Source organism: Streptomyces atratus (genome assembly GCF_014648655.1).
In the GTDB taxonomy this organism is placed as follows: domain Bacteria; phylum Actinomycetota; class Actinomycetes; order Streptomycetales; family Streptomycetaceae; genus Streptomyces; species Streptomyces atratus.
The window spans coordinates 25,747-41,154 of record NZ_BMRN01000015.1; the positions used below are offsets into that span (position 1 = coordinate 25,747).

The following is a 15,408-nucleotide window of genomic DNA, read 5'->3' on the forward strand; positions in this document are numbered from 1 at the left end:
GACGGGCCTGGGCGGTCCGGGTGGGTCGAACCTCAGACGGTGCAGAGGGAGCGATGACGAGCCGGTAATCGCGTCGGGGTCGTCGGAGCGGGGCACGGGACCTCCTGGCTTGCACGGGTACGGGAGGGGCTGCGGCTGGGCGGGCCGGCGAAAGGAAGGGGTTCGGGGGAAGCGGCAGTCAGAGCTCGACCAGCACCTTGCCCCGGCTCGCTCCCGTGTCCTGGTAAAGGCTCCGATAGGCGTCCGGGATGGTCTCGAAGCCGTGGTGGAGGGTGTGCCCGCAGCGGACCTCGCCCCTCCGGATCCTGCCGCCGAGTTCATCGTGGAGCGCGCGCCAGTTCTGCTCGGTGAACCATTCCAGCGAGAAGATGCCGCGCACGGATGTGCGGGGGAACATGATGTACGGCAGCAGTCGTGGCCCGGTGACCTCCCGGCCGACCTGGGTGGCCCACTGCCAGCACACGGCCACCTGACTGCCGACGTTGAGCATGGAGAACACGGCATCCGTCACCGTGCCACCGAGATTGTCGAAGTACTTGTCGACTCCGTCCGGTGCGGCCCAGGTGAGAGCGGACCGCACCGCTTCGCAGCTGTCCCCGTGGCGGTAGACGACGACCGCGTCGAATCCCAGCTCGTCGAGGTACTCCGCCTTCTCCGCCGTCGAGGTGGTGCCCACCACGCGGGCGCCCGCGAGCTTGGCCAGCTGGCCGACCAGCGAACCGACGGAGCCGGAGGCACCGCTGATCACGACGGTGTCGCCCGAGCGGACCGACATGAACTTGGTCAGAGTTCCCCAGGCCGTCATGCCGGGGCCGCCCATGACACTCAGCGCGGTGGGGAGCGGAAGCGCGTCGTCGTACCAGCAGGGGTCCAGGCGGCGGAAGGCGGGAAAGACCATCGGAAACGTCCCGGTCTGCCAGGGGGTGGCCGCACCGTTGCTGATGAGATGGGTGCGCCAGCCGCCGAACCCCTGCACCAGATCACCGGGCCGGTGGGCCGCCAGGGGACCCGCTTCCAGCACCTCCATGATCGAGTCGGCGCCCATGTGCGCACCGAGAGGGGTGTCCAGCGCGATGCCCTGGAGGTAGGGGTCCACCGATACGTAAAGCGTCCTCAGCAGCATCTCGTCCGGGGCGAGGTCGACGTCGAGATCCTCCTCGACCAACCCATAGACCCTCTCGACGTCGGGGATGCCTTCGATGTGCTCACGTACCACCCATTTCCTGGCCCTCATCCCATTTCCTTTCTCTCCACAGGAGACGAGCGGTCCCCCATGACGGACTGCGCGTCCGGTCGGGGCCCCACCGGAACGACCAGATGGGTGGGGGGCGGCCCGCTCTCGTCGACGGATGCGGTGAAGGTCCGGCCGTCGTCCCGGCAGATGAACTGCATGACGTGCCGGCCCGCCGCCGCCGCGCGGATCAGGCCGCCCGTCGTCGCCCATACGCCGGACTGGTAGAAGTTCCGCAGTCCCGGCAGGCCGGGGCCGTGCTTCTTGATGAGCGTCTCCAACGTCTCCCCGCTTTCCACGAACGGCTGCCAGCCGAGCACTGTGCCGTCGTAGTTGCCCGTGTAGCGGACCTGTGTGAGCGGGCTCGACACATCGCGCACTGCGATCGCGTCCGCGATGCCGGGGTGGCGCCGCTCCAGGAATGCGACGAGTACGTCGCGGGCCCGCCGCTTGGCCGCGTAGTACCCGCGACCATGACGTACCGGCAGCGTGTGGAGTTCCTGGCCGCCGCGGGTCCGCGTCGCCTGCTCCGGTCCTTCGTCCAGAGCCCGCCAGGGGGCGATGTCGCAGAAGTAGGTGACGTACGCGATGCTCGTCCCAGGGGGGGAGAGTTCCGGGTAGTGCCTGCTGCGGAACTGGACGTTGATGCTCGGGTGACGTATGCCGGTCAGGCCTGCCGCTTCCGCTTCGTCGAGCAGATAGGTCGTGCAGGGGTCGGCGTCGGGGAAGTCGCGGCGGAGGCCGAGGAAGAGTGTGAAGTATCCGGGGAACACCATGCCGGGTTCACGGATGGTCCGGGTGTAGAGGCGGTGGTACGCCTCGTTGAGGTAGCGGCCGCCGAGCAGATCCATCATCGTGGTGCGGCCGTCGCAGGCCGAGACGACGATGTCGGCGTGCAGTTCGCTTCCGTCGCTCAGCCGTACCCCCACTGCACGGTCGTCCTCGACCAGCACCTTTTCGACCTTGGCGTTGTAGGTCACCTGACCGCCGAGCCTGCGGTAGCGGCGCTCGATGGACTCGGCCAGTCCGAGCGATCCGCCCTCGGGGACGCCTGCGGAGAGATTCGCGTGCGAGGCGAGCTGAAAGTGGAACGGCAGCACCGGGAACGCCGGATGCTTCTCGTACAGGATGAAGTTGAACGCCTCACGCAGCAGGGGGTCCTTGAACCTCGCCGAGTAGTCGGTCATCAGTACGCTGATGGATTTGCGCACGACGTTGAAGTACGGGAGGAAGGATGCCAGCATCCGCCATCGTTCCAGCGTCGGCATCAGCCCGACCGGCTTGAGGAACGGATAGACGGCGAGGCATTTGCGGAAGGCGCGCAGTTGCTTGCAGAAGTCCCGGATCACAGCGGAGTCGGCGGGCGAGATGTCCGTCAGATGGGCCTGTAGCCGGTCGGGGTCGGAGTAGAAGTAGACGGCCCGGCCGCACCGGCCGCGCACGACGTTGAACACATCGAAATGCCGTACCTCCTTGCCCTGCAACGCGCCCAGCTCCAGCCAGATCTGGTGCATCTCATTGCCGGGGCCGCTGCCGAGGAGCCAGCTGACACAGGGATCCAGGGTGAAGTCGCCGCGGTCCCAGGCCGTGCAGCAGCCGCCCGGCAGTTCATGCATCTCCAGGACATGGGTGCGATAGCCGTTCATCCGGGCGTAGCAGCCGGTGGACAGACCGCCGAGCCCTGCGCCGATGATGATCATCGACTGTCGTTCGGAACGCGACACGAACCTGCTCTCCTCGGTTTTCATGTACGGGTGTCCCCGCGCGCGGACCATCTGTCGAGCTGCGGCAGACGGCCCAGCTTTCCGGGATGCCATGGCTCGCCGCCTTGGCTCTCGGACGCTGTGAACCCGCATCCCAGCTCGTCGCAGAGGTACTGGACGACGAAGCGGCCGGTCGACGCGGCACGGATCAAGCCGCCCATGCCGACCCACTGCCCGGCCATGGAGAATCCGCGCAGGCCCGGCAGGCGCATGCGGTCCTTGCCTACCAGCTTGGCCGCGATGTCGTCGGCCTCGGAGAACGCCTTCCAGGCCAGAATGGAGCCGTCGTAGTTGCCCGTGTAGCGCCGGGTCGTCGCCGGGGAGGCAACATCGACCAGCTCGATGCGCTCGGCCGTGCCTGGAAGGCGGCGTTCCAGGAAGTTCCTTACGAAGTCGGCCACTTGGTGCTTCTTCGCCCGGTACTCCTTGCGGTCGACGGCGCGCAGCGCCTTCCAGTAGGCGAAGTCGCTGAAGTAGGTGCAGTGGACCACCGACCTTCCGGGCGGGGCGAATCCGTCCGAGTAGCGGGAGCGCAACTGGACCACCAGACTGTTCTGCAGTGCGCCGGGCAGCTGGGCGGCATCCTCGGAAGAGAGCAGGTACGTGGTGCTGTGCGCCCGGTCGGGGCCGAGGTCGCCCCGGACCCCGACGAAGGCCGAGACCACTGCGGGGAACAGGGTGCCCGGACGATGCAACAGGTCGTTGTACAGCTTGTCGATCCGCGGACCGGTGAACCGGCCCTGCAGGAGACCGTGGATCGTGGTGTGGCCGTCACAGGCCGAGACGACATGGTCGGCGTAGTACCGTCTGCCGTTGCGCAGTTCGATGCCGATGGCACGCCCGTCCTCGACAAGGATCCGTTCGACCCGTGCCCGGTAGCTGATCTCACCGCCCAGCGCCTTGTACCGCTCCTCGATCGACCGGGCCAGGCCCAGCGAACCTCCTTGCGGGAAACCGGCGTTGTGATGATGGGCGCTGGCCATGTTGAACAGGTACGGGAGCAGCGGGAAGCCCTCCGGGTCCTGGAAGAAGATGTTGCGGAACGCCCGCCGCAGCAACGGATCCTGGAACCGGTCGGCGAACCGGTGCATCGGTGTCGCCGACGTACGCCAGAACAGACGGAACGCGGGCAGGACCGTGCGCAGCGTCGCCGCTCTCTCCCGCACGGTCCGCAGGGCGGGGGCGGTCAGGAACGGGTACAGCTCGATGCCGATGAATCGCCTCAGGTCCCGGCAGAACGAGCGGATCAGCCGGGCGTCGGCGGGCGAGAGATCGAGCAGGTGCCGCTCCAGCCGGTCCGGATCGTTGAAGAAGACCACTGACCGGCCGGTCTCGTCGACGACCCGGTTGAACATCTCGAAGTTGGTGATGGTCTTGCCGTCGAGCGCCCCCAGTTCGCGCCACACCTGGTGGGCGTCGTTGCCGTCGGCCGTGCCGATCAGCCACTCGATGCAGTAGTCGAAGATGTAGCCGTCGCGCGACCAGGCCGTGCAGCAGCCCCCGGGCAGCACATGCTTTTCGAAGATACGGGACCGCATCCCGTTCATCTGCGCGTAGCATCCGGTGGACATTCCGGCGACGCCGGCACCGATCACGATGACTCGGGGGCTGCCGCCCGCCTCCCGCTCCTCGGCGCTCCACGCGTCGCCCGCGTCACCGGCCATCGGCGCCGCCCTCCTCGATGATGCCGCGCACCAGCTCGGCGTTGCGGGCCACGTGCTTGGGGTCGAGCATGGCGGCGTGGATTCCGGAGCCGCGCAGCACCGCCGTGGCCGTGGTGGAGCTGCCGTGCCAGGTGCCGCGTTCACCGGCGGCGTAGAGCGCTGTCTTCTCCTGGTCCGTGACGATGCTGACGGTCGCGGACACCACACCGAGGTTCGGTGTGCGGCCGCAGAACGCCAGGTACTCCGCGGCGTGGTCCAGGGTCTCGCGGGCGACGATCTCCGACCCTGTGTGCTTGAGCAGGTGTTCGGCCAGTTCCGCCTCGAAGAACTCGAAGTGTTCGGGGCCGGGGACGTAGGGCTCCAGGATGCGGTGCGAGTCCAGGACGATCACATGGGCGACCTCTCGCCCCCGGCCTTCGAGCTCCTTGGTCACCTCGAATGCGAGGTTGCCGCCGAGGGAGTAGCCGAGCAGAAGGCATCTTCCCTCGGGCCGCAGGGACTCGACGAGGTCGGCGTAGCGGGCCACCTTGTTCTCGCCCGGGACGTAGTTGAAGGCGATCAGCCGGTACTCGGGCAACTGGGCGGCGAATGTCCGGTAGACGAGTCCGTGGCCGCCCGCCGGTGGGAAGCAGAACACTGTCGGCTCCCGATCGCTGTTGAAGCTCAGGCAGGGCAGGTCGTCCGAGCTGCCGCCGGTGGCGAGACGCTCCACCGTCGCGGCCATCCCGTGCAGGGTCGTGACCCGGTACAGGAGGCTGACGGGGATGCCGACGCCGAACTCCTGCCGCAGGCGGTGGATCAGCTCGATCAGCTTGATGGAGCTGCCTCCGGCCTCGAAGAACTCTTGCGCGGGGCCGACCCGCTCCAGCCCGAGCAGCTCCTTCCAGTGCCGCGCCATGCTCTCTTCGAACGGTGTGCCGAGCATCTCCTCCGGCTCGTCGTCGGCGTCGAACCGGGGTGTCGGCAGCCCCGTGACATCGACCTTTCCGTTGGCGGTCAGCGGCAGTTCCGGTAAGGCGATGAAGTGCGAAGGAACCATGTGTGCGGGCAGCAGTCCCGCGAGGTGCCGGCGTAGCGCGCGCCGGTCCAGCACTGCTCCGTCCGCCGGGACGCAGTAGGCGCAGAGCGCATCTTCTCCCCGGGCGTCGGGGCGCACCGTGACGACCGCCCGGGCCAGCTGGGGCCAGTGGGCGAGGTGTGCCTCGATCTCGCCGATCTCGATCCGATGGCCGCGGAGCTTGACCTGGTCGTCCACCCGCCCGAGCAGATGGACCCGGCCGTGCGCGTCCCAGCGCGCCGCGTCGCCGCTCCGGTAGAGGCGTACGGGTTCGGCACCCGGCGCCCGGCTCAGTGTCCGGGTCACGAATCGCCGGGCCGTCTGTGCGGGGTCGCCCGCGTAGCCGAGTGCGACGCCGTCGCCGCCGATCCACAGTTCGCCCGGCACACCGGGCGGCACCGGCTCACCGTGCCGATCGAGCACATGGAGCGTGCTGTTGCTCAGGGGGCGTCCGATCGGCACCGTGCGGCCGGGTTCCAGGTCGTCGACGGGTCCTTCGAAGCAGGCGCTGTCGATGGTGGCCTCGGTGACCCCGTAGGAGTTGATCAGACGGGTGTGCGGTCCGCACAGGTCGCGCAGCCTTCGGTATTCCCCGGCCTTCCACGCATCGGACCCGACGACCAGCAGACGCATGAAATCCAGCCGCAGGCCCTCGCGTTCGCAGTGGTCCATGAGACCGCGCACGACAGCGGGGACGAACTCCGCACAGTCGACGTGCTCCTCGCGCATGGTCCGGTACAGGCGTTCGGTGTCGAAGAGCAGATCACGGTCGACCAGTACCAGATTGCCGCCCGAGCACAGCGCGCGCACCAGGTCACCGGTGAAGACGTCGAACGACGGGGCCGCCATCTGGAGGTGGACCCGGACGTCACGGTCCAGCCTGTACTCCTGGAGCCAGGCTGCGTACGCCGAGGCCAGGTTCCGCCGGCTGACCTGGACGGCCTTGGGGTGCCCTGTCGAACCGGAAGTATGGATGACGTACGCAGGCGAGTCGAGGCCTCCCCGGTCCTCGGCGCCGGCCGCGGGCGCCGCCTCGTACAGCTCCCGCAGGGTCAGTATCTCGGCCGGCAGTCCTGCCATCCGGTCCCTGCGGGCATCGTCCTCGACGACGACCAGGGTGGCGGCCGCCGTCCGCACGGTGTGGCCGACGCGGTCGGCCGGGTGGTCGGGCGGGACAGGAAGGTAGGCGCCGCCCGCCTTGAGCACCGCGAGCAGCACGATGACGAGGTCTGACGACTTGTCCAGGCACAGCGCCACCACCGAGCCGGCTCCGACCCCCAGCCCCCGCAGCCGCCGGGCCAGCTCCCCGGAGCGACGGTCCAGTTCCGCGTACGTCAGCCGAAGGGCCGCCCCTTGACGCGCCGGGACCGTGACGGCGATGGCGTCCGGGCACCTGGCGGCGACCGCGCTGATCAGCTGATGCACCGGGCGGACGCCGTCCGCCTCGCGCCCCCCTGCTCCAGGGGGCAGGGCAGCGCGCCCGGCGCCGCTCCACTCACCGACCAGCCGCTCACGCTCCTGTGCGCCCAGCATCTCCAGCCGGGTGGTGGGGTGATCGGCCGGTGCCCGGGTCATGCTGTCCAGCAGTGTGGTGTAGTGCGATGCCATCCGCCGCATGGTCTCCGGCAGAAACAGGTCGGTGTTGTACTTGAGAACACAGTGGAACCGATGCTCCGCCTCGTCCTCGTAGACGGACAGGGTGACATCGAACTGTCCTTCCTCTTCGGGGAGTTCGATGTAATCAAGCCGGTAGCCGTACTTCTCGGTGGCGACCTTGTGGGTCAGCAGGATGAACATGGCCTGGAACACCGCGGAGCGGCTCGGGTCGTGCTGGAGCCCCAGCTCGTCGACCAGCAGGACGAACGGATACTCCTGGTTGTCCAGGCCGCCCAGCACGGTCGTACGGACCTGTTGCAGCAGCTGGGCGACTGAAGGCGCGCCGGACAGATCCGCGTGCAGCGGGAGCGGGTTGACGAAGTAGCCGTAGACGGAGGCGAACTCCTGCTCGGTCCGGCCGGTGACCGGGCTGCCCACGATGACGTGGTCCTGACCGGAATAGCGCTGCAGCAGCACGTAGTAGGCGCTGAGCAGCACCATGAACGGCGTCACGTCGTGCTCGCGGGCCAGGGCGTGAACGCGGGCGGTGAGCGCCGTGTCCAGTACGAAGAACTCCGATGCCCCGTTGTGTGTCTGCACGGCCGGACGGGGCTTGTCGACGGGCAACTCCAGGACCGGCACCTCGGCCGGCAGATGCGAGCGCCAGTAGTCGAGCATGCGCTGCGCCGCGGGACCGGCCAGGAAGCGGTTCTGCGCATTGAGGAAGTCCAGATAGCGTGCGGTGACCGGCGGCAGCGAGGGCGCGCGGCCCTGGCGCAGCCCCTCGTACACCGCGAGAAGCTCCTCGATGAAGGTGAACGTCGAGATCGCGTCGGAGACGATGTGATGGACCGCCTTCATGATCACCCAGCGGTCGTGGCCACGCTTGAAGAGTCGGAAGCGGAAGAGCGGGTCACGCTCCAGGTCGTACGGCCTGCGGTACTCGGCCACGATCGTACGGTGGATCTCCTCCCACTGCTGGTCCTGCACGTCGAACAGCGCGATGTCCGGGCTCCGGTCCGTCGAAACCTGCTGCAGCGGCCGTCCGTCCACCGTGAGGAAGTTGGTCCGCAGCGCGGGGTGGCGTGCGACCAGGCAGCGGACGGCCTCGAACATCAGGTCGGGGTCGAGAGCGACACGGACCTCGACCGCGCCTCCGATGTTGTACGCATAGCCCTCGGGGTTGAGCTGCCTGAGGAACCACAGGGCCTTCTGGTTCTGCGTCAGTGGGTGGCGGAACTCGTCCTCGAAGACCTCCACCGCCGCCGTGTCGTCACCGCCGGCTGCCGACGCCACCGACTCGGACAGGGCGTCGTGGAGCTGTGCGATCAGTTCGCCGGCCGATGTGCCGCTCAGCAGAGCCACCACGGGGGGAGCTACGCCGAGCTCGGAGCCGAGCCGGGCGCGCAGCTCCATCGCCAGGAGCGAGTCGAGTCCCAGCGCGTTGAGGCCGGCCTGCGGATCGATCTGATCGGGGTTCGTCCGCAGCACCGAGGCGGCCACAGCGGTGAACCGCCGGGTCACCAGGGCGAGGCGTTCCGTCGCGTCCGCGTTGCGGAAGGTGTCGAGAATGCCGTCGCTCGTCCCATCGGCCGTCGCGGCCGAGGCCGTCGCCGCGAGTTCGGCCACCAGCGGGGGCGGGGAGGGGTACCAGGCCAGGAAAACCGGCCAGTCGACGACGGTGGCGACGAGCAGCTGGGCCCGGTCCTGGCCGATGACGCGTTCCAGGACCGCCATGCCGACATCGGGTGCGAGCGAGCTCATCCCACGGCTGTGGAGATAGTGATCGACGAGCCCCAGCTCCTCGATCATGCCGGTGGCCCACGGTCCCCAATCGACGCTGAGCCCCGGCAGGCCGAGGGCCCGACGGTGCTGGGCCAACGCGTCCAGAAACGCGTTCCCGGCGGCATAGTTCGTCTGGCCCGCCGTGGTCATGAGCGAAGCGATCGAGGCGAACAGTACGAAGTGGTCGAGCGGTTCGTCCCGAAGATGCCGGTGCAGCAAGTACGCACCGACGGCCTTGGGATCGTGGGCGTCGGCGAAGGTCTGTCGGTCCATGTCCGCGACGAGTGTGTCGCGCACCTGCCCGGCCAGATGGAACACCCCGCGGACCGGCAGCGGGTCGGTGAGCCGGTGAGCTTCGAGCCAGGCCGTGAACGCGGCCTCATCGGTGATGTCGAGCGGTGCCAGGACCACCCGCGCCCCGAGCGCCTCCAACTCCTTGACGAATGCCGCGGCACGACTCTCGGCAGTGGCAGGATCGAGACCGCGCCAAGCGGAGCGCTCCGGCAGCACGGTGCGTCCGATCAGGATCAGACTGCGCGCGCCACGCCGTACGAGTGTCCGGCAGAGCAGCCGGCCGAGCGCCCCGAAAGCGCCGGTGACAAGGTAGTTCGCGTCGGTGCGCAGACTCAGCGGAAGGGGGCGGGTCAGCCCTTCGGCCCGCCGCACCCTGCTGGTGAGGCGGCCGACGCCACGCAGCGCGATCTCCTCCTCGTCATCGGTCAGGATCTCGCGCAACAGCGCCCGCGCCTCGGCCAGGCATCCCTCGTCTCCTCGCCGGCCGGGATCCAGATCGATCAGCTTGCCGCGGTAGGTGATCAGCTCCTGGTGTCTGAGCACCCGGCCGACCCCCCACGCGGGCGCCCCCAGAGGTTCGACGGTCTCGCCGGGTTCGACGTGCTGCGCGCCGCGGGTCACGATGTGCAGCCGGCCGCCGGCGCCGTGGCTGAGCAGCGTCCGGGCGAGCGCGATCAGTGAGTACGCCCCGGTGCCGCTGTGCCGTACGAGGTCCTGCCGCGAGGCCTCAGCAAGGTGCGGCAGGTCGAGATTCCACAGATGCACGATGGTGCCGAAGGACGGCAGGCCGTCCTCGCCGTCCCCGCCGTCCATACCCAGGTCGGCGAAGAGCTGCTCCAGGTCCGTGGTGGACCCCGGGACGACAGTGAATTCCCTTCCGTCGCCCCCCTTCTGGTACGAGTCCCCCGGACGCACGAGGTGGCAGCGCTCGCCGCGCCCGGCGAGCAGGGCGCCCAGGGCGTCGCCGACGCCTTGCCGATCGGCGAACACCAGCCAGTCGCTGCTGGTGGAAACGGGACTGCCGGAGTCGGCCTCGTCCTCGACGGCGTCGAAGGGCCTGTCGATCCAGACGGTCTCGGCGAGCCAGGAATCGATCGTGCCGAGTCCGACCGCCGTGGACGCCTTTTCCACGTCGGCTGCGCGGAAACCACCGACACCGCCCAGATGTACACCGCTGTCCGCGTAGACGGCGATGTCCCCGACGAGCTCGTCCCCGTCGCTGCGGGTCACCGTGGCATGCACCCAGATCGGCTGGTCTCCCACCGGGGCGAGGCACACCTCGTCGATCGACAGGGGCAGGCGGATGCCGGAGGTCTGCCGGTCCGTGCCGTCTTCGAGGAGCTGTGTCGTCAGCAACGACTGGAAGCAGGCGTCGAGCAGCACGGGATGGATGTGGTGTCGCGCCGCGTCGTCACCGATCACCGCAGGCGGACAGAGCCGGGCGAGCACCTCACCGGAACCGATCCACACCTCTTCGATGGCCCGGAACGCGGGGCCGTAGTCGTAGCCCAGGGCGGCCAGCGCCGTGTAGCACTCCTTGCCGTCCAGCCGGCGCAGGGTGCGTGCCCGGAGGGCGGCCGTATCGACAGGCGGGCCGGCCGGGCGCGGTTGCCCGGAGCGCACGACACCGCTCGCGTGCACTGCCCGGTCGCCCTCGCCCTCCCCTGCCGAAGCGATCGTGAACGCCGCGTTCTGCGACGAGAGCGTCAGACGCACGGCCCGGTCCTCGCCCTCGGGCAGGAAGAGCGCTTTGCGGAGTTCGATGTCCGTCAGTACGGCAAGAGTGCCGCCGGTCAGGGAGCGGACCGCCTGCGTGGCCATCTCCAGGTACCCCGCTGCCGGGAAGACCACGGTGGACTGGATGCGGTGGTCGTCGAGGTAGGGCAGCCGCTCGGTGTCCAGTGTCGTGTGCCAGGTCGGTTCGGTGTGTGTCGTGCGGCGGCCCAGCAGAGGGTGGTCGGCATGGCCGAGGCGGACCTGTGCCACGGGGCCGGGCTCCGTCCAGTAGCGGTCGCGCTTCCACGGGTAGCGGGGAAGGGCCACCGGAGTGCCCACCGGGTGCAGGGTGTCCCACCCGACGGGGACGCCGAGGTTGTGCAGCTCTGCCAGCGAGGCGGCGAAGCGCTCCGGTTCGTTCTCCTGGCGGCGGATCGACGGAAGGGTACGTACGTCCGTCCCCCGGCCGTCGAGGCATTCACGGATGGAGTGGCCGAGCACCGGATGCGGGCCGATCTCCAGGAACAGCCCGTACCCGTCGTCGGCGAGCCGGTCGACGGCCGAGCGGAAGCGGACCCGGTGGCGGATGTTCCTCCACCAGTAGCCGCCGTCCAGCTCACTGCCGTGCGCCGTGCCCTCCTGACCCGTCAGATACAGCGGAACCGTCGCTGCCCGGGGAGCCAGCCCGTCCAGTGAGGCCAGCAGTTCGTCCTTGATCGCCTCCATGCCCGCGCTGTGGTACGGGACCTGCACTGTCAGGAACTTGGCGAAGATCTGCTCGGAGCGAAGCCCGTCCGCCAGTTCGGCCAGTGCGTCCCGGTCCCCGGCCAGCGTGACGGCCGAGGGGCTGTTGACCGCGGCCACGGACACCCGGTCCCCGTACGCGCCCACCCGGAGCTGCGCCTCCTCCTCGGGCAGACTCACAGCGAGCATCGTGCCGGTACCGGTCAGTCTCTGCTGGAGCCGGCTGCGGTGCACCACGATCCTGACCGCGTCCTCCAGCGTGTAGACCCCCGCCTCGTAGAAGGCGGCGATCTCGCCGGTGCTGTGACCGACCACGGCGTCGGGCCGCACACCGTACTGACGCCACATGGCCGCGAGTCCCAGCTGGACGGCGAAGTTGGCCGGCTGCGCAAGCCATGTCTCGCCCATGCGCGATCCGGCTTCGTCGGCCGTCATCGCCTCGATCAGGGACCAGCCCGCCAGCTTGCGGACGGCCAGGTCGCAGCGGGTGACCGCGTCCCGGAACGCCTCATCGCCCTCGAACAGTTGGCGGCCCATGCCCCACCACTGCGGTCCCATTCCGGTGAAGACCCAGACCAGGCCGCGCTGTTCGACATCGAGCTGTCTGCCGTGGACCACCCGGGGGTGAGGTTCATCCCGCAGGAAGGCGGCGAGCCCCTCGTCCAGATCGGCCCGTGAGGAATACACGACGCAGAGCCGCGACTCAAGGTGCTGGCGGCGGCGTGCGAGCGTGTATCCGAGGTCGGGCAGCGACACCTCGGACCCCTGGACCCCTGCCAGCTCGCGGCGGATGCCCGCCGCCAGCTCCGGCAGGGCGTCCGGGGTCCGGGCGGTCAGCGGAAGGAGATTCCAGGCCCGTTCGCCGGGCGCGGTCGGCTGTGCTTCGCGCTCGGGTGCCTGCTCCAGCACGACATGCGCGTTCGTGCCGCCGAAGCCGAACGCGTTCACCCCGGCCCGTGCGGGGCCCTCGTGCTCCGGCCAGGCGGTCGGCTCGGTCGGGATCCGGTACGGGGAGGACTCCCGGTCGATGGCGGCGTTGATCCGGTCCAGGTTGATGTGGGGCGGGATACGGCGGTGCTTGAGGCAGAGAACGGTTTTGATCAGTCCGGCGATGCCCGCTGCCGCTTCGGTGTGCCCGATGTTCGTCTTGACGGACCCGACGTAGCACCTGGCACCGGGCCTGCGGCCCACGGCGAGTGCCCGGCTCAGTGCGTTCGCCTCGATCGGGTCGCCGACAGGTGTCGAGGTGCCGTGTGCTTCCACGTACTGCAGGGCGCCGGGGGTGATGCCGGCTCCGGCGCAGACGCGTTGGATGAGGGCGACCTGGGCGTCCGCGCTGGGCACGGTGATGCCATTCGTGCGGCCGTCCTGGTTGACCCCCGTGCCGAGGATCACCGCATGGATCGGATCGCCATCGCGCAAGGCGTCGTCCAGCCGTTTGAGAGCGACCATTCCGACGCCCTCGGCCCGTACATAACCGTTGGCCGTGGCGTCGAACGTACGCGAACGGCCGTCGGGTGACAGGAAGCCGCCCTTCGTCTCGGCGATGGTGTACTGCGGTGCCGCATGCAGCAGGACGCCACCGGCCAACGCGAGATCGGTCTCCCGGTTGTTCAGGCTCTGGCAGGCGAGGTGCACCGCCACCAGGGAGGAGCTGCACGCCGTGTCGATCGACAGGCTGGGACCCCGGAAGTCGAAGCAGTACGAGAGGCGGTTCGAGACCATCGTCATCATGGTGCCGGTGGCGGTGTGCGCGGCCAGTGAGGCAAAGCTCAGGTCGGAGAACTGGAGGATCTTGTAGTCCAGCGTGAACGCGCCGACGAACACGGCGGCATTGCTTCCGGCAAGCTCCGAGGGCCGCTGACCGCCGTCCTCCAGCGCCTCCCAGGCCACCTCCAGCAGCTTGCGCTGCTGCGGGTCCATTTGGTCGGCCTCACGCGGGCTGATACCGAAGAAGCCGGGGTCGAACTCGTCGAAACCGTCGATGTATCCGCCTCGGCCACCGATCAGACGTCCGGGTTTCTCCTTGTATCTGCTGCCCAGCGTCGTGACGTCGTAGCGGTCCGCCGGTGTCGGTGTGATGCAGTTTTTGCCGTCCATGAGGTTCTGCCAGTACGTGCGGTGGTCCGATGCACCGCCGGGCAGTCGGCAGCCCATGCCGATGATCGCTACTTTGTCGCTCACAGAGGCACTGTTCACGTCGGGCAAGGTCGTACTCCTCAGGTCGTGGCGCAGCGGCACGGCATGGATGCGGGAGGGCGGTGCGGTTTCCCGAAGAAGAGAGGCGGTCAGGCGGAACCGGGCCCGGCCCTCTTCGCATGGCGCCAGGGGTGGAGAAGGGTTGTGGCGATCTCGCCGGTAGGGGGGAACGACGCGGGATCGCCGATTCCGACCGCGATCGGCTCACGGCCGGGCCGCCAGGTGTAGCTGTCGAAGAGGTGGTCCCAGATCGACAGATCCGAGCCGTAGTGGCCCGCCTCGGACAGGTTGGTGCTGTGGTGCAGGCGGTGTTGTTCGGGGCTGGCGAGCACATGATTGAGCCGGCCGATGCGCACGTCGATGTTGGCATGGACGAAATAGCCCTGGGCAGCCACGAAAAGACCCACGACGAAGACGGAGCCGTGGGAGAACCCGACCAACGCCAGAGCCAGTTGCACTGCCCCCTGCGCAAGGACGATATCGAGAACGTGATTGACGCCGTTATTGGCGACGTTGACTTTCTGCGGCACATGGTGCACGCCGTGCAGTCGCCACAATATCGGGTTGGCGTGACCCAGTCGGTGCACAAGATAACTGGCCAGTGAACCGGTCAGCAGGGCTGCGGGTATTTCGGCCCAGAGATTGATCGCCGGTTCGTCGGGCGTCACCACGGAGACGGCCGCAGTGACCGCATATTGCGCCAGGGCGCTGGCCGTCATCGTCAGCAGGAAGTAGATGCCGTACCAACGCCATTCGCTGGGGCTCGGGTGCCAGGCGCGCTGATACGGAATCAGACGTTCGAGAACGGTGAGGTAGGCGATGGTGCCGATCAGGAAGAGCGGGCTCACGCGCTCCGGATCCCAGTCGAGACACAGCGTCGCCGCGGCCACCGAAACTGCGGCCACCAGCAGGAACGGATAAGCCAGCGCGCGAAGAACAACGCGCGCCGAGAGTGCGAGCGCTCTCTCCCGCTGCACCGGACCGGAATCATTCTCCGGATCGCCACCGGGCAGTGGTTCGCAATTTTCCATCCGCAGCACCTTTACGAAGGAACCAGTACAGAAGAATGCACAGACCGCGAGGGAGGAACTGACGACTTGCTGCAGGCGCGCCGGACCGACGCTTCGGACGTCAGTTGTCATGCATCGAAGAATTCGTACCTGGAGACTGATGTGAACCGCCTTACTGACCCGGCGAACCCGAGCGGGGCCGCCGCGCGAACCCGCCCTGTCTGCATTTCCCTTTCCGGCTCCCTCAACCGTCTGATTCAAGCCTCGTCGTGATGTGCCGGACCACCGGGGCAACATTCGCCACGCCGTCCAATTTTCAATTAACCAGGCGGACCAGCCGGGCGGAATG

The 15,408-nt window shown here is 68.4% G+C and carries 5 protein-coding genes; all 5 read right to left on the minus strand.

Annotation, left to right across the window (positions count from 1 at the left end; translation table 11 throughout):
• Positions 1 to 178 precede the first annotated feature (178 nt).
• The gene (locus tag IEZ15_RS23580) at positions 179 to 1,234 is read right to left on the minus strand and encodes an MDR family NADP-dependent oxidoreductase (protein WP_189279245.1); all 1,056 of its coding nucleotides are present in this window, start codon (positions 1,232 to 1,234) and stop codon (positions 179 to 181) included.
• Positions 1,231 to 2,979: a phytoene desaturase family protein gene (locus IEZ15_RS23585; RefSeq protein WP_373302605.1), complete on the minus strand. Its 1,749-nt coding sequence runs from the start codon at positions 2,977 to 2,979 to the stop codon at positions 1,231 to 1,233. Before IEZ15_RS23585 ends, IEZ15_RS23580 begins: the two co-directional genes overlap by 4 nt.
• Positions 2,976 to 4,658 (minus strand): phytoene desaturase family protein, encoded by a 1,683-nt coding sequence (locus IEZ15_RS23590; RefSeq protein WP_189279246.1) that lies wholly within the window; start codon positions 4,656 to 4,658, stop codon positions 2,976 to 2,978. The genes IEZ15_RS23585 and IEZ15_RS23590 overlap by 4 nt, the downstream gene beginning before the upstream one ends.
• Positions 4,648 to 14,007 carry a non-ribosomal peptide synthetase/type I polyketide synthase gene (locus IEZ15_RS23595; protein WP_229846082.1) on the minus strand — a complete coding sequence of 3,120 codons (9,360 nt, stop codon included), beginning with the start codon at positions 14,005 to 14,007 and terminating at the stop codon, positions 4,648 to 4,650. Before IEZ15_RS23595 ends, IEZ15_RS23590 begins: the two co-directional genes overlap by 11 nt.
• 131 nt (positions 14,008 to 14,138) lie before the next feature.
• Positions 14,139 to 15,080, minus strand: a complete 942-nt coding sequence (locus tag IEZ15_RS23600; RefSeq protein ID WP_189279334.1) for a sterol desaturase family protein — start codon at positions 15,078 to 15,080, stop codon at positions 14,139 to 14,141.
• Positions 15,081 to 15,408: the final 328 nt, after the last annotated feature.

Bases quoted from the DNA above. Each gene is read 5' to 3' on its own strand.
- IEZ15_RS23580 (WP_189279245.1), bottom strand. From the start codon at position 1,234: ATGAGGGCCAGGAAATGGGTGGTACGTGAGCACATCGAAGGCATCCCC.
- IEZ15_RS23585 (WP_373302605.1), bottom strand. From the start codon at position 2,979: ATGAAAACCGAGGAGAGCAGGTTCGTGTCGCGTTCCGAACGACAGTCG.
- IEZ15_RS23600 (WP_189279334.1), bottom strand. From the start codon at position 15,080: ATGGAAAATTGCGAACCACTGCCCGGTGGCGATCCGGAGAATGATTCC.
- IEZ15_RS23595 (WP_229846082.1), bottom strand. From the start codon at position 14,007: ATGGGCTGCCGACTGCCCGGCGGTGCATCGGACCACCGCACGTACTGG.
- IEZ15_RS23590 (WP_189279246.1), bottom strand. From the start codon at position 4,658: ATGGCCGGTGACGCGGGCGACGCGTGGAGCGCCGAGGAGCGGGAGGCG.